General features: G+C 43.7%; 20 protein-coding genes, 1 other RNA gene and 1 riboswitch. Of the genes, 18 read left to right on the forward strand and 3 right to left on the reverse strand.

What is annotated here, in order from left to right; genetic code table 11:
- Nucleotides 1–13: 13 nt before the first annotated feature.
- The 3 genes from gpsB to ACQXR1_RS07035 all read left to right on the forward strand — a co-directional run bounded on the left by gpsB (nt 14) and on the right by ACQXR1_RS07035 (nt 2,016).
- A complete protein-coding gene (gene gpsB / locus ACQXR1_RS07025; protein ID WP_003225629.1) occupies nt 14–310 on the forward strand; it encodes a cell division regulator GpsB in 297 nt (98 codons plus the stop codon).
- 65 nt (nt 311–375) lie between these two features.
- Nucleotides 376–758: RNase P RNA component class B (gene rnpB, locus ACQXR1_RS07030), an RNA gene on the forward strand.
- 100 nt (nt 759–858) lie between these two features.
- A complete protein-coding gene (locus ACQXR1_RS07035) occupies nt 859–2,016 on the forward strand; it encodes a THUMP domain-containing class I SAM-dependent RNA methyltransferase (protein ID WP_014664363.1) in 1,158 nt (385 codons plus the stop codon).
- 52 nt (nt 2,017–2,068) lie between these two features.
- Here the strand turns inward: ACQXR1_RS07035 and ACQXR1_RS07040 are convergent, their stop codons facing one another.
- Nucleotides 2,069–2,221 (reverse strand): YpzG family protein, encoded by a 153-nt coding sequence (locus tag ACQXR1_RS07040; protein WP_010327933.1) that lies wholly within the window; start codon nt 2,219–2,221, stop codon nt 2,069–2,071.
- 164 nt (nt 2,222–2,385) lie between these two features.
- Between ACQXR1_RS07040 and ACQXR1_RS07045 the strand changes: the two genes are divergently transcribed.
- Nucleotides 2,386–2,577: a hypothetical protein gene (locus tag ACQXR1_RS07045; protein ID WP_014664362.1), complete on the forward strand. Its 192-nt coding sequence runs from the start codon at nt 2,386–2,388 to the stop codon at nt 2,575–2,577.
- A gap of 102 nt (nt 2,578–2,679) precedes the next feature.
- Nucleotides 2,680–4,605 (forward strand): ATP-dependent DNA helicase, encoded by a 1,926-nt coding sequence (locus ACQXR1_RS07050; protein WP_304592573.1) that lies wholly within the window; start codon nt 2,680–2,682, stop codon nt 4,603–4,605.
- Nucleotides 4,606–4,646: 41 nt separating this feature from the next.
- Here the strand turns inward: ACQXR1_RS07050 and kduD are convergent, their stop codons facing one another.
- Both kduD and kduI read right to left on the reverse strand, forming a co-directional pair.
- Complete coding sequence (gene kduD, locus ACQXR1_RS07055; protein WP_430771898.1) at nt 4,647–5,411, reverse strand: 2-dehydro-3-deoxy-D-gluconate 5-dehydrogenase KduD; 765 nt, start codon at nt 5,409–5,411, stop codon at nt 4,647–4,649.
- A gap of 1 nt (nt 5,412) precedes the next feature.
- Complete coding sequence (gene kduI / locus ACQXR1_RS07060) at nt 5,413–6,240, reverse strand: 5-dehydro-4-deoxy-D-glucuronate isomerase (protein WP_304592574.1); 828 nt, start codon at nt 6,238–6,240, stop codon at nt 5,413–5,415.
- A gap of 221 nt (nt 6,241–6,461) precedes the next feature.
- Between kduI and kdgR the strand changes: the two genes are divergently transcribed.
- The 13 genes from kdgR to ACQXR1_RS07125 all read left to right on the forward strand — a co-directional run bounded on the left by kdgR (nt 6,462) and on the right by ACQXR1_RS07125 (nt 20,107).
- Complete coding sequence (kdgR, locus tag ACQXR1_RS07065) at nt 6,462–7,481, forward strand: pectin utilization transcriptional regulator KdgR (RefSeq protein WP_430771899.1); 1,020 nt, start codon at nt 6,462–6,464, stop codon at nt 7,479–7,481.
- A gap of 37 nt (nt 7,482–7,518) precedes the next feature.
- Entirely contained in the window at nt 7,519–8,493 is a 975-nt protein-coding gene (gene kdgK / locus ACQXR1_RS07070; protein WP_430771900.1) for a 2-dehydro-3-deoxygluconokinase, read from the forward strand.
- Nucleotide 8,494: 1 nt separating this feature from the next.
- Nucleotides 8,495–9,085: a bifunctional 4-hydroxy-2-oxoglutarate aldolase/2-dehydro-3-deoxy-phosphogluconate aldolase gene (eda, locus tag ACQXR1_RS07075; protein ID WP_243572310.1), complete on the forward strand. Its 591-nt coding sequence runs from the start codon at nt 8,495–8,497 to the stop codon at nt 9,083–9,085.
- Between the two features lie 44 nt (nt 9,086–9,129).
- The gene (gene kdgT, locus ACQXR1_RS07080; protein ID WP_040082818.1) at nt 9,130–10,122 is read left to right on the forward strand and encodes a 2-keto-3-deoxygluconate transporter; all 993 of its coding nucleotides are present in this window, start codon (nt 9,130–9,132) and stop codon (nt 10,120–10,122) included.
- A gap of 110 nt (nt 10,123–10,232) precedes the next feature.
- Nucleotides 10,233–11,738 (forward strand): carboxypeptidase, encoded by a 1,506-nt coding sequence (ypwA, locus tag ACQXR1_RS07085; RefSeq protein WP_430771901.1) that lies wholly within the window; start codon nt 10,233–10,235, stop codon nt 11,736–11,738.
- A gap of 141 nt (nt 11,739–11,879) precedes the next feature.
- Nucleotides 11,880–11,979: riboswitch (purine riboswitch) on the forward strand.
- Nucleotides 11,980–12,069: 90 nt separating this feature from the next.
- Entirely contained in the window at nt 12,070–12,654 is a 585-nt protein-coding gene (gene xpt / locus ACQXR1_RS07090) for a xanthine phosphoribosyltransferase (RefSeq protein WP_095431541.1), read from the forward strand.
- Nucleotides 12,651–13,967, forward strand: coding sequence for a xanthine permease PbuX (gene pbuX, locus ACQXR1_RS07095; protein WP_430771902.1), 1,317 nt, complete (start codon nt 12,651–12,653; stop codon nt 13,965–13,967). Before xpt ends, pbuX begins: the two co-directional genes overlap by 4 nt.
- A gap of 72 nt (nt 13,968–14,039) precedes the next feature.
- Nucleotides 14,040–15,137, forward strand: coding sequence for a type III polyketide synthase BpsA (gene bpsA / locus ACQXR1_RS07100; RefSeq protein ID WP_252400773.1), 1,098 nt, complete (start codon nt 14,040–14,042; stop codon nt 15,135–15,137).
- Nucleotides 15,138–15,140: 3 nt separating this feature from the next.
- Nucleotides 15,141–15,647, forward strand: coding sequence for an alkylpyrone methyltransferase (gene bpsB / locus ACQXR1_RS07105; RefSeq protein WP_069839255.1), 507 nt, complete (start codon nt 15,141–15,143; stop codon nt 15,645–15,647).
- A 70-nt stretch (nt 15,648–15,717) separates the two neighbouring features.
- The gene (gene fbpC, locus ACQXR1_RS07110) at nt 15,718–15,807 is read left to right on the forward strand and encodes a Fur-regulated basic protein FbpC (protein ID WP_100069434.1); all 90 of its coding nucleotides are present in this window, start codon (nt 15,718–15,720) and stop codon (nt 15,805–15,807) included.
- A gap of 175 nt (nt 15,808–15,982) precedes the next feature.
- Nucleotides 15,983–19,564 (forward strand): dynamin family protein, encoded by a 3,582-nt coding sequence (locus ACQXR1_RS07115; RefSeq protein ID WP_430771903.1) that lies wholly within the window; start codon nt 15,983–15,985, stop codon nt 19,562–19,564.
- 64 nt (nt 19,565–19,628) lie between these two features.
- Complete coding sequence (locus ACQXR1_RS07120; protein WP_430771904.1) at nt 19,629–19,886, forward strand: YpbS family protein; 258 nt, start codon at nt 19,629–19,631, stop codon at nt 19,884–19,886.
- Between the two features lie 74 nt (nt 19,887–19,960).
- Complete coding sequence (locus ACQXR1_RS07125; protein WP_003230761.1) at nt 19,961–20,107, forward strand: hypothetical protein; 147 nt, start codon at nt 19,961–19,963, stop codon at nt 20,105–20,107.
- The last annotated feature ends 35 nt before the right edge of the window (nt 20,108–20,142 follow it).

The following is a 20,142-nucleotide window of genomic DNA, read 5'->3' on the forward strand; positions in this document are numbered from 1 at the left end:
CGAGGTGAAAAAGATGCTTGCTGATAAAGTAAAGCTTTCTGCGAAAGAAATTTTGGAAAAAGAATTTAAAACAGGCGTTAGAGGCTACAAGCAAGAAGACGTTGACAAATTTTTAGATATGATTATTAAGGATTATGAAACCTTCCATCAAGAGATTGAAGAACTGCAGCAGGAAAATCTGCAGCTGAAAAAGCAGCTTGAAGAAGCTAGCAAGAAACAGCCTGTGCAATCTAACACAACAAATTTTGATATTTTAAAACGGCTGTCTAACTTAGAAAAACACGTTTTTGGCAGCAAGCTTTATGATTGATCGCGCTTGAAAAAAATGGCGCTTGTAAATTGTAATCAGTTGTTATATAATAATTCATGTTCTTAACGTTCGGGTAATCGCTGCAGATCTTGAATCTGTAGAGGAAAGTCCATGCTCGCACGGTGCTGAGATGCCCGTAGTGTTCGTGCCTAGCGAAGTCATAAGCTAGGGCAGCCTTTTAGGGGCTGACGGCAGGAAAAAAGCCTACGTCCTCTGGATATGGCTGAGTATCCTTGAAAGTGCCACAGTGACGAAGTCTCACTAGAAATGGTGAGAGTGGAACGCGGTAAACCCCTCGAGCGAGAAACCCAAATTTTGGTAGGGGAACCTTCTTAACGGAATTCAACGGAGAGAAGGACAGAATGCTTTCTGTAGATAGATGATTGCCGCCTGAGTACGAGGTGATAAGCCGTATGCAGTACGACGGAACAAAACATGGCTTACAGAACGTTAGACCACTTACATTTAAAATGATGAAAACAAGCTCTCCCGTATAAGGAGAGCTTTTATCTTGAAATGAGAAAAGTTTTAAAAGACAGGGTGATACGATGAAGAAGTATACACTAATTGCAACGGCACCGATGGGTATTGAAGCTGTTGTCGCAAAGGAAGTACGAGATTTAGGATACGAATGCAAGGTTGATAACGGGAAAGTTATTTTTGAAGGTGATGCGCTCGCGATCTGCCGTGCAAACCTTTGGCTTAGAACAGCCGACCGCATAAAGGTTCAGGTTGCTTCTTTTAAAGCGAAAACATTTGATGAACTGTTTGAAAAAACGAAAGCGATTAACTGGCGCTCATTTATACCTGAAAACGGGAAATTCCCTGTCATCGGAAAATCGGTAAAATCAACACTCGCAAGCGTTCCCGACTGTCAGCGGATTGTCAAAAAAGCAATTGTAGAAAAGCTAAAGCTGCAGTCCGGCAAAGCCAATGATTGGATTGAAGAAACAGGTGCCGAGTATAAAGTGGAAATTTCTTTATTGAAAGATCAGGCTCTTATTACACTGGACTCATCAGGGACAGGCCTTCACAAACGAGGATACCGTGTCGATCAGGGCGGTGCGCCGATTAAAGAAACACTTGCAGCCGCTTTGGTGCAATTAACCAATTGGACGCCGGACCGTCCGTTTGCCGATCCTTTCTGCGGTTCCGGAACAATCGCGATTGAAGCGGCATTAATCGGCCAAAACATCGCTCCGGGATTCAACCGCGATTTTGTCTCAGAGGATTGGGAATGGATCGGCAAAGACCTGTGGGACAAAGCGCGGCTTGAAGTCGAAGAAAAGGCAAACTATGACCAGCCGCTTACGATTTTCGCAAGCGATATAGACCACCGCATGGTTCAAATCGCTAAAGAAAATGCAGAGGAAGCAGGACTGGGAGATTTCATCCAATTTAAGCAGATGCAGGTCAAAGACTTCACAACGAATCTGGAGTTTGGCGTAATTGTCGGCAATCCGCCATATGGAGAGCGTCTCGGCGAGAAAAAAGCTGTTGAACAGATGTACAAAGAAATGGGGCAGGCGTTCGAGCCGCTTGATACTTGGTCTGTGTATATGCTGACATCAAATGAAAACTTTGAGGAAGCATATGGAAGAAAAGCAACGAAGAAACGCAAGCTCTTTAACGGGTTTATTAAAACGGATTATTATCAATATTGGTCAAAAGTAAGACCGCAGCGCAAGAAAACAGAAAACGAATAAAAAGAAGACGCTCTGCATGCGTCTTCTTTCATCTTTCAGCCATATTCTATCGTTACCAACGGTGAGCTTTCGCATTGCTTCTCAATATAATGTTGGTTTGGGACATTTCAGTGTGACCGTTTACTTGAGACTTAGAACGTTTAGGCCGCGTCCAATTGTGATGAAACAGTTCAGAATGCTGATCTAATCGGTTTCTATAACTCATGTCAACATCACTCCCCTGATAGAATATTGTTGATAAGACGGATAATCCAAAGACGGAATATCAAGTGTAGTTTGTGCAAGTTTCGGGGATAACATGCGGTAAAGCATGTATATAAAATGAAAAGTTCGCATACAATGATGATTATTTCTATCAGAGGTGATCTCATGCTGAACAGCGAACATTTTAATCTTATTCAAAGGGCGCTTGACGCAACAGCAAACGAGCTGAAGGAGCTCGGGACTGATTCGTCTCCGTCTGTGATGTCGCATGCGCAAAATGATTTAGAAAAAGCGGTAGAACATATTTATTCAACAGACCATCCTTTTTTATCGTCGCATGTGATCAATCGCAAGTAAACTGCAAAAAACTTGGCAATGCCAAGTTTTTTTATTGTATTCATAAGCGGAAAATGATATTATTGGTGGTCTGAATGTCGAATAGTTGGGGGTTGGAACTAGGTGACAACATCACGTTTGCCTTTTTCTTTAACGAAAACAAAGAATTTTTATGAAGAATTGAACAATTGGATTGGTGACGTGTTTTACGATATCCTTCCCGAAAAAGGGTTTGATCTTCGGGATGAACAAGTATTTATGGCTTTTCAGCTGGAGCGGGCGTTTAAAGAGAAAAAAGTCATGTTCGCCGAAGCTGGAGTGGGAACGGGGAAAACGCTGGTTTATCTTCTGTTTGCGATCAGCTATGCAAGGTATGTCGGCAAACCGGCCATCATTGCTTGTGCCGATGAAACATTAATCGAACAGCTGGTGAAAAAAGAGGGCGATATTTCAAAGCTGGCTGAGCATCTTGATCTGAAAATTGATACAAGGCTGTCAAAATCACATGAGCAATATTTATGCTTGAAGAAGCTTGAAAAAACAATGCAGCGTTCTGATGATGATAAATGGCTGGATCTTTATGAGTCGTTGCCGTCATTTGTCCATGAGTCACAGGCGATGCAGCGCTTTTATCCGTATGGCGACCGTAAGCAGTACGCAAATCTATCAAATGAAGAATGGTCTGACGTAAGCTACGACTCGTTTCAGGACTGTCTGACTTGTGATATGAGACACAGATGCGGCCTGACGCTTTCCAGAGATTACTACCGCAAGTCAACGGACTTAATCATATGTTCTCATGATTTTTATATGGAGCATGTATGGACGGAAGAATCACGCAAACGAGAAGGCCAGCTGCCGCTTTTGCCTGATCATAGTGCAGTTGTATTTGATGAAGGGCATTTGCTAGAGTTTGCTGCACAAAAAGCGCTTACCTACAGAGTGAAGCAGTCTACACTTGAATTGTTTTTAGAACGTTTGCTGCAAAATGACATCAGAGAAGAGTTTGCAGAATTGATTGAAGATGCACTTGCTGCAAACGACGAATTTTTCTATGTTCTTTCTGAAGAATCAAAAGAAGTAGCCGGTTCACACCGTTTAGAAATAAAAAATGACCAGCGTGTCAAAAAGGCGGCGGACGAGCTTTGCCGTTTACTTGATAAAATCGGTGAGGCACTTGTATTCGAGTCTGAAATGTACACGATTGATCAATACGAGCTGTCAGTTGTAGAAGAGTATGTTGAACAAATGGCGTATTCATTATCTCTATATCAAAAGGACGCGATCAGCTGGCTGGAGAAAAAGGAAGCAGAATCCACTTTTGTCGTGATGCCGAGAACGGTAGCAGAAGTACTTGGCGAAAAGGTGTTTTCTAAGAAAATCCCTTATATCTTCTCGTCTGCTACGTTGTCAGAAGGCGGTTCATTTGATTATATTGCCGACAGTCTCGGGATTCATGATTATTTGTCATTAACTGTTGATTCCCCTTATGATTATGACGAGCAAATGACTGTTAATCTATACACAAAAACAGACATGGCGGCTGAACAAAAAGCGGCTGAGACGATTGAAACAATCAAACGTTACAAAGGGAGAACCCTTGTGCTATTCCCTTCTTTTGAAGAATTAAACGAGTTTAAAGAGCTGTCGGCTGCATGGGAGCTGCCGTATCCGATTTTCTTTGAAGGTGATGAAGAAATCAGCAGCTTAGTGGAGAAATTCCAAGAGGAAGAGGAAACAGTACTTTGTTCGGTTCACTTATGGGAAGGACTCGATATTCCTGGTGACGCATTGAGGAATGTTACAATTTGGTCATTGCCATTCCCGCCTCATGACCCTGTATTTACTGCGAAACGCAACGGAGCGAAAAAAGATCCGTTCGAAGAAGTGGATCTGCCATATATGTTGTTACGCGTACGGCAGGGCATCGGGCGTCTGATTCGCTCGAATCAAGACAGCGGCTCGATTCACATTTACGCTGGCGGAGAAAATGAACGCATCATTGATGAGGTCAAAAAGGTCTTGCCTGTTGAACCGCATATGATGTAATAGGAAAAGCTGACGATCTTGTTCGTCAGCTTTTTTTATTGTCAGCGGGATAGCCAGCCTCCATCAACAGCTAAGATATGTCCATTCACATAATCTGAAGCACGTGACGCCAAAAAGACTGCTGTCCCTCCGATATCATCCGCATGGCCCCAGCGGCCGGCAGGAATTCTTTTTAAAATCTCCTCATTTCGCTTTTCATCATCCCGAATAGGCTTTGTATTCGCAGTAGAAATATAGCCTGGGGCGATTGCATTGACCTGAATGCTCGATGCTGCCCACTCATTTGCAAAGGATTTTGTCAAACCGGCAACAGCGTGTTTGCTCGCGGTGTAAGCAGGAACGAGTATCCCGCCTTGAAAAGACAGGAGAGAGGCGATATTAATTATCTTTCCATAACCTCTTTTCAGCATGTGTCTGCCTGCCAGCTGTGTCAGAATAAACAAGCTGTTTAGATTGACATTCAGTACGTGCTGCCAGTTCTCTTCTGCAAAATGTTCCGCTTTTTCTCGATGAATAATACCCGCATTATTGACAAGGATGTCGATCTGCCTGTTTTCAAACAGCTCAGCTGCAGAATTCTTGATCGCTTCCGGCTTGCTCATGTCCAATGTAAAAGATGTAAATGTCCGGCCTTCCTGTTCCACAAGCTGCTGTGTTTCAGACAGACTGCTTGTATGTGATGTGCCGATAATATCAGCGCCAGCCCCGGCCAGCGCTTTGGCAATTCCTTGACCGATCCCTGTTCCCGGGCCTGTCACCAGCGCTGTTTTTCCTTCTAGTGAAAAGGCGTCATGCAGATAACCCATCTTATTTCAGCCCATCCATCGGAATGAGATCCATGTCCGTAAAAGTATAATTTTCTCCAGCCATTGCCCACACGAAGCTGTAATTTGATGTTCCTGCGCCAGAATGAATAGACCAGGCGGGGGAAAGGACAGCCTGCTCATTACCAACCACAAGGTGGCGTGTTTCGTCCGGCTGGCCCATGAAATGAAACACCTTTGAGTCCTTTTCAAGATCCAGGTAAAGATAAGCCTCCATCCGACGGTCATGAACGTGTGCCGGCATGGTATTCCAGTTGTTGTTTTGATCTAACATCGTTATTCCCATCATCAGCTGGCAGCTTTTAATGCCATCCTGATGTATGACTTTGTACAGGCTTCTGACATTAGACGCTGCATCATCACCAAGGCGGTCCGGTGTCAGTTCAGATAGGGCGGCTTTTTGTGTCGGATAGCTTTTGTGGGCGCAAGCGGAGACGAAGTAAAACTTCGCTTTTTCCCCGTTCAGGCTTGAAAACGATACATCCTGATTGCCCATTCCAATATAGAGAAAATCCTTTGTTTGAAGCACATATTCATCATCGCCAACCCTGACAGCACCAGGCTGGCCGACATTAATAATCCCGATTTCACGCCGTTCCAAAAAGAAGTCTGTTTTTAGAAAATCACCTGCATCAAGCTTCAGTTCACTTTGCCCTGGAGCCGCTCCGCCGATGACAACCCGGTCTTCGTGTGAGTAATACATCGTAAGCTTGTTTTCCGTAAATAAAGGATCCATTAAGAAATGACTGCGAAGTTCCTCTGTTGTAAAGCGTTTTACTTGTTCAGGGTGTACAGAATAACGATTTTCCATTATATTTCCCCCTTGGTTAGGATTTCAGCATCACTTGAATGAAAACATTTTGGTAACGGTTTCAAAGAAAATTTTAGGATAAATAGTGAAAAGAGTCAACGGAAAAATAATGAATTGACACATTATTAAAAAAACTCTTTCCAAATGTTAAAATTATGGTATTCTTTTGTTGTAACGGTTTTGAAATCGATTTCAAATATATGAGATACAGGAGCACTTGAATGAAAAAGAAAACAACAGGCCATATGACCATCAAAGATGTAGCTGAATATGCAGGAGTTTCGAAATCGACAGTTTCCCGCTATATTAACGGAAAAATTGACGCGATTTCTCCTGAAAAAGTGAAAAACATTAAAAAGGCAATCGCAGAACTGAATTATCGGCCGAGTAAAATGGCCCAAGGTTTGAAAATAAAAAAAAGCAAGTTAATTGGATTTGTTGTAGCGGATATTACAAACCCTTTTTCGGTCGCTGCTTTCAGGGGAGTCGAAGAGGTTTGTGATCAATATGGCTACAGCATTATGGTGTGCAACACAGATAACAGTCCTGAAAAAGAGCGGGAAATGCTCTTAAAGCTAGAAGCCCATTCGGTTGAGGGCCTGATTTTAAACGCAACAGGGGAAAACAAGGATTTGCTGCGCGCTTTTGCTGAACAGCACATTCCGACGATCTTAATTGACCGGAAACTGCCGGATCTGAAACTGGATACCGTAACGACTGACAACAGGTGGATCACTAAAGAGATTCTTCAGAAGATTTACAGCAAAGGGTATACTGATGTCGCGCTGTTTACCGAACCAATTTCCTCTATCAGCCCTCGTGCAGAAAGAGCAGCGGTGTATCAGGAAATGGCTGCGGTTCAAAATGTGAACGGGCTTGTCAGAATGTATGAAATTGACGTAAAGGACAAGGAGCAGCTTAAGGCGGCGCTACGTTATTTTCACAAGGAGATGCCGGAGCAAAAAAAAGCGATTCTGGCTTTGAATGGCTTGATTATGCTGAAAATCATCAGCTGTATGGAAGAGCTTGGCCTGCGCATCCCTCAAGATATAGGGATTGCAGGGTTCGATGACACGGAATGGTACAAACTGATCGGTCCAGGCATTACAACGATCGCTCAGCCGTCACATGATATGGGCAGGACGGCGATGGAACGTGTATTAAAAAGGATTGAAGGTGACAAAGGAGCGCCTCAAACCATTGAATTGGAGGCAAAAGTCATCATGAGAAAGTCACTTTAATCCTAGGTGCCCTCAACTAAGAGGAGGTTGGGAAGAGATGAAGCTTGATGCGGTGACATTCGGTGAATCAATGGCCATGTTTTACGCAAATGAGTATGGAGGCCTTCATGAAGTATCCACTTTTTCTAAAGGGCTTGCCGGAGCAGAAAGCAATGTCGCCTGCGGCCTTGCCAGACTCGGATTCCGAATGGGATGGATGAGCAAGGTCGGCAATGATCAGCTCGGCACGTTTATTGTACAGGAACTTAAAAAAGAGGGAGTGGATGTGTCCCGCGTGATCCGCTCGCAGGACGAAAATCCCACCGGGCTGCTGCTGAAGTCAAAAGTGAAAGAAGGTGACCCGCAAGTTACCTACTATAGGAAAAACTCAGCTGCAAGCACATTAACTTCTGTTGAATATCCGAAAGACTATTTTCAATGCGCAGGCCATTTGCATGTGACAGGCATTCCGCCTGCCTTATCAGCCGATATGAAAGACTTCACGTATCATGTCATGAACGATATGAGAAACGCCGGGAAAACCATTTCATTCGACCCTAATTTAAGGCCTTCGCTTTGGCCTGATCAAGCAACAATGATACACACAATTAATGATCTGGCTGGGCTTGCAGACTGGTTTTTTCCGGGGATCACAGAGGGAGAGCTATTGACCGGAGAAAAAACACCTGAAGGCATTGCTGATTATTATCTGAAAAAAGGAGTCAGCTTTGTTGCTATTAAACTCGGAAAAGAAGGCGCTTACTTTAAAACGGGGACAGGTGAAGGATTTCTAGAAGGCTGCAGGGTCGATCAGGTGGTTGATACAGTTGGCGCCGGAGACGGATTTGCAGTCGGTGTAATCAGCGGTATCCTAGATGGTTTGTCGTACAAGGATGCGGTGCAAAGGGGAAATGCGATTGGCGCTTTGCAAGTGCAGGCACCGGGGGATATGGACGGTTTGCCGACCAGGGAGAAATTAGCTTCGTTTTTATCTGCTCAAAGAACGGTTTACCAAAAGAAAGGGGATTATTAATATGGATTCCAAAATCGTTGAAAACCGTCTGCAAGAAGCCAGGCTGATTGCAGTCATTCGCTCAAAGGATAAACAGGATGCCTGTCAGCAGATTGAGAGTTTATTAGATAAAGGGATTCGTGCAGTTGAAGTGACGTATACGACGCCCGGGGCATCAGATATTATCGAAACCTTCCGTAATAGAGACGATATTTTAATTGGCGCGGGCACGGTCATCACCGCGCAGCAAGCTGGGGAAGCTGCTGAGGCTGGCGCACAGTTTATTGTCAGTCCGGGTTTTTCAGCTGATCTTGCTGAACACCTTTCTTTTGTAAAGACACATTATATCCCCGGCGTCTTGACTCCGAGCGAAATTATGGAAGCGCTGACATTCGGTTTTACGACATTAAAGCTGTTCCCAAGCGGTGTGTTTGGCATTCCGTTTATGAAAAATTTAGCGGGCCCTTTCCCGCAGGTGACCTTTATTCCGACAGGCGGGATACATCCGTCTGAAGTGCCGGATTGGCTTAGAGCCGGAGCTGGCGCCGTCGGAGTCGGCAGCCAGCTGGGCAGCTGTTCAAAAGAGGATTTGCAGGCTGTTTTCCAAGTGTAAGTGGAATTGTTTTTTCATAACCGGAGGATGGGAGAATCCACAATATGAAAATCAAGGCGACAATTGAACGGGTACCTGGCGGAATGATGATTATTCCGCTATTTCTTGGAGCGGCGCTCAACACGTTTGCTCCTGGAACAGCGGAGTTCTTTGGAGGTTTTACGGGTGCTTTGATTACTGGAACGCTGCCGATACTGGGTGTTTTTATCTTTTGCGTAGGAGCAACGATTGATTTTCGTTCTTCAGGCTACATCGCAAGAAAAGGAATCACGTTATTATTGGGGAAAGTCGGATTTGCGGCGCTGCTCGGCGTGATCGCAGCGCAATTTATACCTGACGAAGGCATACAATCCGGCTTTTTTGCAGGCCTTTCTGTTTTAGCAATTGTCGCGGTAATGAATGAAACGAACGGCGGACTGTATTTGGCGCTTATGAACCATATGGGAAGAAAAGAGGATGCGGGCGCTTTCGCTTTTATTAGTACAGAATCAGGTCCTTTTATGACCATGGTGACGTTTGGTGTGACGGGACTTGCCGCATTCCCATGGGAAACGCTGGCAGCGACAGTCATCCCGTTTTTGCTCGGATGTATACTTGGAAATCTGGATCATGATCTCAGGGACTTATTCAGCAAGGTTGTGCCAGCGATCATTCCATTTTTCGCCTTTTCGCTCGGCAATACCTTGAATTTTGGAATGCTGATCCAATCAGGGCTGCTCGGCATTTTTATCGGAGTTTCTGTCGTCATTTTATCGGGCAGCTCCTTGTTTTTGCTTGATCGTTTTGTCGCGCGGGGGGACGGTGTCGCGGGTGTGGCGGCTTCTTCTACGGCGGGGGCGGCTGTAGCTGTCCCATACGCATTAGCGGAAGCGAATGCCTCATTTGCCCCAGTTGCTGAATCGGCAACTGCAATTATAGCGACGAGCGTAATTGTCACCTCGCTCTTAACCCCGCTGGCAACAGTGTGGGTGGATAAAAAAATCAAACAGAAAAAGAGGAGAACACCTCCGCCAAAAAATCAAATGACGATCAACTGAATAAAAGGCTGCCGCCAAACGTACCGGCAGCCTTTTATACAAACAATTTGACTTTCATTCCCCCTTCCATTAGCCTGTAATGGAACGGCTAGAATAGGGAGGGAATGGATATGGAGATACATACATATGAAAAGGAATTTTTTGATCTTTTAAAACGAATTTCACATTACAGCGAAGCAGTCGCGTTAATGCACTGGGACTCCAGAACTGGCGCGCCGAAAAACGGCTCAGAGGACCGGGCTGAAAGCATCGGCCAGCTTTCAACAGATATATTCAATATCCAGACATCCGATCGAATGAAAGAGCTAATCGATGCCTTGTATGAACGATTTGATGACTTGTCAGAAGATACGAAAAAAGCGGTGGAACTGGCAAAAAAAGAGTATGAAGAGAATAAGAAAATCCCTGAGGCTGAATACAAAGAATACGTAATTCTGTGTTCAAAGGCAGAAACAGCATGGGAGGAAGCGAAAGGAAAATCTGATTTCAGCTTGTTTTCTCCTTATTTAGAACAGCTGATTGAATGTAATAAACGTTTTATTACGTATTGGGGATATCAAGAGCATCCTTATGATGCATTGCTTGATTTGTTTGAGCCCGGTGTTACGGTAAAGGTGCTTGATCAGCTGTTTGCTGAGCTGAAGGAAGCGATTATCCCTCTTGTTAAACAGGTGACAGCTTCCGGAAATAAACCAAATACAAGCTTTATTACAAAAGCGTTCCCGAAAAAAAAGCAAAAAGAGCTCAGTCTGTATTTTTTACAGGAGCTTGGCTACGATTTTGATGGCGGAAGACTTGATGAAACCGTTCATCCGTTTGCAACTACGCTGAACCGGGGAGACGTTCGAGTCACGACGAGATATGATGAAAAAGATTTTCGGACGGCAATCTTTGGCACCATTCATGAGTGCGGGCACGCGATATACGAGCAAAATATTGATGAAGCACTGAGCTGCACGAACTTGTCAGACGGTGCATCAATGGGAATTCATGAATCTCAATCATTATTTTACGAGAATTTTATCGGCCGCAACAAGCATTTTTGGACACCGTACTATAAGAAAATTCAAGAGGCATCACCTGAACAGTTCAAGGACATCTCCCTGGATGATTTTGTCCGTGCAATCAATGAATCAAAACCTTCATTTATCAGGGTTGAAGCGGATGAATTGACGTATCCTCTTCATATCATCATTCGTTATGAAATTGAAAAAGCGATTTTCAGCAATGAAGTGTCTGTAGAAGAACTGCCGTCGCTTTGGAATCAAAAATACCAGGATTATTTAGGGATTACACCGCAGACGGATGCAGAGGGGATTTTACAGGACGTCCATTGGGCAGGAGGAGATTTCGGTTACTTCCCATCCTATGCGCTCGGCTACATGTATGCGGCTCAGCTGAAACAAAAAATGCTTGAGGATCTCCCTGAATTTGACGCTCTCTTAGAAAGAGGGGAATTTCATCCGATAAAGCAATGGCTGACGGAAAAGGTGCATATTCATGGAAAACGGAAAAAGCCGTTAGACATTATTAAAGATGCGACAGGAGAAGAACTGAACGTTCGCTATTTAATTGACTATTTATCAACCAAATATTCAAATCTCTATTTGGCATAATCAAAGCCTGGCGGCGCGGCCGCCAGGCTTTTTATGATCGGATTCCTTTTAAATACGAATGATATCTAAAAAAAAGAAAATAAGGTTCGGAAATTTTCACTTTCAGCCTATGCAAGAGATTAGAATCTTGATATAATTTTATTACAATATCATAGGAACACTCATATAATAGCGTGGATATGGCACGCAAGTTTCTACCGGGCACCGTAAATGTCCGACTATGGGTGAGCAATGAAACCGCACGTGTACGGTTTTTTGTTATATCAGCATTGCTTGCTCTTTATTTGAGCGGGTAATGCTTTTTTTATTCTCATAACGGAGGTAAGACAAGATGGAAGCACTGAAACTGAAAATAGAGGAAGAAGGCGTCGTATTATCTGATCAGGTATTGAAAGTGGATTCTTTTTTGAATCACCAAATTGATCCGCTGCTTATGCAGAGAATTGGTGACGAATTTGCGTCCAGGTTTGCAAAAGACGGTATTACCAAAATTGTGACAATCGAATCATCAGGTATCGCTCCCGCTGTAATGACTGGCTTGAAGCTGGGTGTACCTGTTGTCTTCGCAAGAAAGCATCAATCGTTAACACTTACTGACAACTTGCTGACAGCGTCTGTTTATTCCTTTACGAAGCAAACAGAAAGCCAAATCGCGGTGTCTGGGACCCACCTGTCGGATCAGGACCATGTGCTGATTATCGATGATTTTTTGGCAAATGGACAGGCAGCACACGGGCTCGCGTCAATTGTGAAGCAAGCGGGTGCTTCTATTGCAGGAATTGGCATTGTGATTGAAAAGTCATTTCAGCCGGGAAGAGATGAACTTGTAAAACTGGGCTACCGAGTGGAATCTTTGGCAAGAATTCGGTCTTTAGAAGAAGGGAAAGTGTCCTTCGTACAGGAGGTTCATTCATGAAAAATGGATTCGGCAAAACGCTGTCATTAGGGATTCAGCATGTTCTCGCCATGTATGCCGGTGCCATTGTCGTTCCTCTGATTGTCGGAAAAGCAATGGGACTGACTGTCGAACAGCTGACCTACTTAGTATCGATTGATATTTTTATGTGCGGTGTGGCTACACTTTTGCAAGTATGGAGCAACCGCTTTTTCGGGATCGGACTTCCGGTAGTGCTTGGCTGTACATTTACAGCTGTATCGCCGATGATTGCGATTGGATCTGAATACGGGGTTTCGACGGTTTACGGAAGCATTATTGCTTCAGGCATTCTAGTCATACTTATTTCATTTTTCTTTGGAAAGCTCGTCTCGTTTTTTCCGCCGGTTGTGACAGGCTCTGTTGTTACGATTATCGGTATTACTTTGATGCCGGTTGCCATGAATAACATGGCCGGCGGAGAAGGAAGTGCAGATTTCGGAGATCTCTCCAACCTTGCACTTGCTTTTATCGTTTTGAGTATCATTGTGCTTCTATACCGTTTTACAAAAGGCTTTATCAAGTCCGTCTCGATTTTGATCGGTATTTTGATTGGGACCTTCATCGCTTATTTTATGGGGAAAGTTCAATTTGATAATGTGTCGGATGCGGCAGTTGTACAAATGATTCAGCCATTTTACTTCGGAGCGCCGTCTTTTCATGCAGCGCCTATCATTACGATGTCCATCGTTGCAATTGTCAGTCTTGTGGAGTCTACGGGTGTTTACTTCGCCTTAGGTGACCTGACAAACCGCCGTTTGACAGAGAGAGATTTGTCTAAAGGCTATCGCGCTGAGGGGCTGGCTGTGCTTCTGGGCGGTATTTTTAACGCTTTTCCTTACACGGCATTCTCTCAAAATGTCGGGCTTGTTCAGCTCACAGAAATCAAAAAAAATGCTGTCATTGTGGTCACAGGTGTGATCTTAATGGCATTCGGGCTGTTTCCAAAGATCGCTGCTTTCACGACGATTATTCCATCTGCCGTTTTGGGCGGTGCAATGGTGGCGATGTTTGGAATGGTGATCGCTTACGGAATTAAAATGCTTAGCCGCATTGATTTTGCGAAACAGGAAAATCTGCTGATTGTTGCCTGCTCAGTGGGTTTGGGACTCGGTGTGACCGTTGTGCCGGATATTTTCAAACAGCTTCCGAGTGCACTTACGCTTCTTACAACGAATGGCATTGTGGCGGGCAGCTTCACTGCAGTTGTCTTAAATATTGTATATAACGTATTTTCTAAAGCCAAAAAAACAGAACAAGAAGCTGACCTTACGGAACAAAAAACAGCAGTCTAACTCCGCCGCGGCGGAGTTTTTTTGCATATAAAAAAGATCGTTGCGGCACAATGTATGCAAAGAGGTGATTGCATGGCGTTTATTTTATCCATTGGAACAAGTCTTCCTGTATATGATGTAAATCAAGAGAAAGCGGCTGAGTTCGCCCGCTATATGTTTCAGCATTCCTTTAAGGATATTGACCGGCTGTTATCCTCCTTTAAAAACGGGCAAATCCATTCGAGACAGTTTGTTAAGCCGATTGAATGGTATAAAGAGGAGCACAGCTTTGAAGAAAAAAATCAAATATACATAGAAGAAACACTTAAGCACAGCAGGGAGGCTGTTCGTGAGTGCCTCTCTCACCCTGAATTTGTTCAAGAAGCCATTCCTTATGAGAAAGTGGAAGCGGTTTTTTTCGTCTCCAGCACAGGTCTTTCCACACCGAGTATCGAGGCGCGGCTTATGAATGAACTTCCGTTTTCTCCATATACGAAGCGGATTCCGATTTGGGGCTTAGGCTGTGCAGGAGGGGCCAGCGGGCTTGCGCGCGCAGCCGAATACTGCAAAGCGTATCCGGAGGCTTTTGTGCTTGTCATTGCTGCTGAGCTGTGCAGCCTGACATTTCAGCCGGAAGATAAAACGAAAAGCAATCTGATCGGCACCTCGCTATTTGGTGACGGCGTTGCCGCAGCATTATTATGCGGAGAGAAGGCAGACCGCACGGTGTCAAAACTGAAGCTTGCCCCGAAGATAACAGACTCCCAATCTGTTTTGATGAAACAATCAGAAGATGTCATGGGCTGGGACTTTACCGATCAAGGATTCAAAGTCATTTTCTCACGAGACATACCAACTTTGGTAGAAAATTGGCTCAAAACAAATGTACAGATTTTTTTGGACAAACATCGGCTGTCATTCTGTGATATAAGTGTTTTTTTGGCGCATCCAGGCGGAAAAAAAGTGATCGACGCATACATCAAAAGTCTTGGGCTGTCGTCAGAAAAGCTTTCATCAGCGCAAAACATATTGCGAAAACACGGAAATATGTCTTCAGCCACAATCTTGTATGTGGTCAAAGACCATCTGCAGAACGGACATAAAAAGGAAGCTGAACGGGGACTGATTGGCGCATTAGGGCCGGGTTTCTCATCAGAACTGCTATTATTCAGCTGGGAAAAGGGGGCTTGACTTATGTTTTGGTTGTTGATCGCCATTCTCATTGTTCAAAGAGCAGCAGAAATGGCAGTAGCCAGACAAAATGAACAAAAGGTAAAGAAGCAAGGAGCAATTGAATTTGGCGAGAGCCACTATCCGTATATCATTACGATGCATATCCTTTTCTTTATGTCTTTAATTGCTGAAGTGCTGCTAATGAATAAACAGCCGTCAAGCTGGTGGATCGGTATCGCCGCAGTTATTTTAAGTGTACAGGCAGTGCGATATTGGGCGCTCTGTTCCTTGGGAGCATATTGGAATACGAAAATCCTTGTCGTTCCAGGTGCAGAGCTTGTAAAAAAAGGTCCTTATAAATGGATGAAACATCCAAACTATGCTGTTGTTATACTTGAAATTTTGCTGATTCCGCTGCTTTATCAAGCGTATGTCACCATGTGTCTGTTTTCCATTTTAAATGCCGTGTTGTTAACCGTCAGAATTCGCGCAGAAGACAAGGCATTACAGGAATACAGTGTAAAATAGCGATTGAAAATCATTCTCACTCATGTTAAAATGAATATGAAAAAGATTCTCAATCAGGATGGTGAATCAAATGACAATGCTGTTTTTGCTCGGAGCGGTTTGTACATATAGTGTTTTGATTGGTTTTGTATTAAAAGGAATCTCTAATAAATCTGTTTGATGAATCTGGAACTTGTAAAAGTTGCAGATTTTCTTTTATAGAGGCTGCCGTAATGGCAGCTTTTTTCTATTCTCCTAAAGAAATTTGGTTTATTCTTGTGTAAAATGAAAAGGGAATGAATTCAGACCTTTCGAAAAAGGTTCACAATTGAAACGGCACAAAGGGGTACAGGCTTATGACAGAACATAACAGAAACGAGCTTTTGCACAAAACTGGGGAACTTTATCAGCAATTTATTGAGAATCAAGATGGACAAAGGGCTGCTAAACTGGCTGCGGTCATGAAAAAAGCGGCAGATGAAGAGGTTTATATCGCGTTTACGGGGCATTATTCAGCGGGGAAATCATCACTGCTGAACTGCCTGTTAATGGAGAATATTTTGCCGACAAGCCCGATCCCAACGAGCGCTAACCTTGTTGTGATCAGAAACGGGGAAAAGCGAGTTCGGCTTCATACAACAGACGGAGCGTGTGCTGAGCTGGAAGGGGCTTACCAGAAAGACAAGGTACAGCAATATTGCAAAGACGGTGAACAGATTGAAAGCGTCGAAATTTTTGACAGGTATACTGAGATCGATTCCGGAGTTGCGTATATTGATACTCCAGGGATCGATTCAACGGATGATGCTCATTTTCTATCGGCTGCTTCTATTCTTCACCAGGCGGATGCGCTGTTTTACGTTGTTCACTATAATCACGTACACGCTGAGGAAAATGTAAAGTTTCTCAGATCAATTAAAGAAAACATTCCGAATGTGTATTTTATCGTTAATCAAATTGACCGCCATGACGAGACGGAGACAAACTTTGGAGACTATAAAAAACAGGTAGAGGAGATGCTTTGCAATGAAGGGATTTCAAAGGAAGCGCTCTATTTTACGTCAGTAACAGAACCGGATCACCCGTTTAATCAGATTGGGGCTTTGAGACAAGAGTTAAAAAGAATAGAAAAGCAATCAAAAAACAATTTGCAGGCTTTAACCGAACAAAAGATCCATAATCTGCTGAAGGAACATACGGAAATGCTGAAGAAAGACGAAACAGACGGCCCGAGTTTCGCTGCACAGCTTAACATCCAAACTGGACTGGTCCAATCGCTGCGTGATCAATTGGATGAGGCTGCAAATCAAGCGGCTGAGGCAGAGAAGAGGATGCAGGAAGAAATCAATCGTATTTTAAAAAACGCCAACCTGACGCCTTTTGAAATGCGTGAATTGGCGGCTGCATTTTTAGAGTCACAAAAGCCTTCTTTTAAAACCGGCTTTTTCTTTTCTAAAGCGAAAACTGCACAAGAAAGAGATAAAAGGCGGAATGTTTTTTTCTCTGATGTGACCAAACGAACAGAGGCCGAAGCGGATTGGCACATAATAGACACGCTCCATAAACTCGCCAAAGCATTTGATGTCCATAACGTTGAGAGTGAAAAGCTGATTCAGTCCTATCGCACTCCGCTTGATATAAGCATCATTGAACGCGCGGTCAAGCAAGGTGCAGCCTTTTCTTCTGAATATGTATTGCAATATACAAAAGACTTGGCAGAGCTGGTCCGGAAAGAGGCGAAAAGAGAGGCCGCAGACATCATAAAGGTACTCTCCGCTATGGTGAAAGAGCGTGTTTCCAAAGACGTGCAAACAATTAACGACCGGCTCGCCCAAGAATCAGAAAAACTTGTCCTTCTTCAAGAACAGGCTCGTTTAGAGAATCATGCCCGCGAGAAAATCAATCGCCTGTGGGCCATTTGGGAAGAAGAGTCCGAATGCCCGATGCATATAGACACAGAATGGTTTAAATTGAAGAAAAAAAGAGTGGCGGCTCCAGAACAGAAACAAGGCCGAGGCCAGCTGGCGGAGCAGCAGATGCCGAATCCAGAAATCAATATAGAACAAGAACTGCCGCTTCAAGACCAAATCAAACGCTTTTACACTTTGTCTGATGTTTTAGGCGAAAGCAGCATGTTGTCAAAGCATATTTCAGCGTTTCGTGATAGGATTAAACGGCTTGAGGAACGGAAATTTACACTTGCTCTTTTTGGGGGCTTCAGTTCGGGGAAATCATCTTTTGCCAATGCGCTTGTTGGCGAAAGAGTGCTGCCATCCTCACCAACGCCAACCACAGCAACAATTAACAAAATCACAAAGCCAATCAATGGCAGCCTAAACAAAACAGCGGATGTAGTATTTAAGACGGAGGATGACATAACGGCTGAAATTTTGCAGCTCACCGGAATATCAAAAGAACCGGCAGGCCGTTCCTTCGCAGAGAAGTGGGAAAAGGCAGTCAAAAAAAACAGGCTGCAAGAAGAGCACGTGAAATTGATAAGAAATTTCCTGCTTGCATACGAGAGGTATCAGCAGTATATACAGGAACAGAAGATATTAACGATTCCGCTGTCTGAATTAAAGCCGTATGTAGCAGAGGAAACAACGGCCTGTGCTGTGAAAGAGGTAACGGTCTACTATACATGCCCGCTCACTGAAAAAGGGATTACGATTGTTGATACACCCGGCGCGAGCAGCATGAATAAACGGCATACAGAGCTGGCATTCCAATATATCAAAGATGCGGATGCATTTTTTTATATGACCTATTATCAACACTCCTTTTCAAAAGGAGATCGTTCATTTTTACGGAAGCTCGGACTTGTGAAAGAATCGCTCAGCATGGATAAAATGTTTTTCGTTATTAATGCCGCAGACCTTGCAAAAGATAAAACAGAGCTTGAAACAGTGACCGATTATGTCAGCGCGGAGCTTGTAAAAGAAGGGGTTTATGAGCCGCAGCTCTTTACCGTTTCAAGTAAGGAGGAGCTGCTGGGAAAACCGGAATCATTTTATAACCAGTTCCCGAAAGTAAGAAAACACTTAGATCGGTTTATCGAAGTGGACGTAAAAAAAGCGTCCGCTGCACAGCTCAGTTTGGAAGCAGACAAACTATGCGAAACTGTTTTCCAGCTTCACAAATCCCAGCATCAGTCCATAGAAGAGAAGGAAGCGCAGAAACAGCGTCTCATGCTGTCATTTGAGCAGGCAGTTGCCGATATCGAGAAACGGCGGAACTCAGAAACCATCATTGAGAAAGTGAAAAAAGATACAAGAGAGCAGCTTTATCACATTACACAGCGATTATCGTATTTTGCAAATGATTTATTAAAATCGGCATTTCATCCCGGGCTGCAAAACGGGGATTGGAAGAAGAATGTGAGTAAGGCGATGACAACAGCCTTGCATGAATACCAGTTTGAATATATTCAGGAAATCAAAACGCTTGATGTTCGCATGAGCGGTTTCATCGAACGGCATATCACAGAAGAATGGCTGGATAACTTTCAAAAAACATTAAACGCAGACGGTTATTTTTCCATTTATGCGGGTGATCAGCATTTGAGCGGCATACAGCTGAAGGAAGTTGAACCAGAAATGGAAGAACGTGTTTTTGAAAAGGAACTAAAAGAGGTCAAATCACCGAAGCAGTTTTTTGAGCAAAAAGGAAAATCGGCCTTTATCGAAGCTGTACGGTTGAAACTTACGAAAATCACAGAGGCATGGATAAAAAATGAAGAAGAGAGCCTGATCTCTCATTACACAGCTCACCTCAGACGCTTACAGGAAGATATGGCTGAAAAGGCAATCACGCAAATAACGGATCAAAAAGAGACGTATTTCAAAGGATATGCAGAAGGGGAACATGCGAAAGAGATTGAAATGGCGTACCAAGCGTGCATCTCCTGGAAAAGTTCAGAGAATACAATAAAAATGTAAAATTCAGTTGGCTTGTATGTCAAGGCATGATAGACTAAATAGAAAAAAGCGAGATGAACGATTAATGTCAGAGGTACATAAAGCAATTTCAGCACATTCATCAAAACAGCACGAGCATATCAAAGCATTTATGCGTCTTGAAAATATGCGTGAAATGGCCATATCTGAAGCTGTTGCTAAATGCAAAAACGATGAGCCTTTTACTACAGACGCTATTAATGACATCACCGAGCAAATGAATCAGCTCGCTAAAAAAGGCATCGTCCCGACAAGACGGCTTGTATCAAAAGAAATGGTCAGAGAATACGCAAGCCGAGTGTAAGCTGGATGATCCTGCCGCGATTGAACCTCCTGCCGGATGCATATACTATGGACATCCGACGTAAGGGGGGATTCATGTTGGGCAGAACAAAGCTGGGAAACAGAAATGCACAGGCGAATAACAATGCCAAAAAGAAAAACGGATTTCAAACCCATTTTGACTCTTACGCAGGACGCGAAGCTGAGAAGCTGATCGCCAGCAACAAAAGACACAACGACTGATGATACCCAAACAGTATCTCTTTATTAGAGATACT

It is taken from the genome of Bacillus sp. ATD (assembly GCF_050585765.1).
Lineage (GTDB): Bacteria > Bacillota > Bacilli > Bacillales > Bacillaceae > Bacillus > Bacillus stercoris.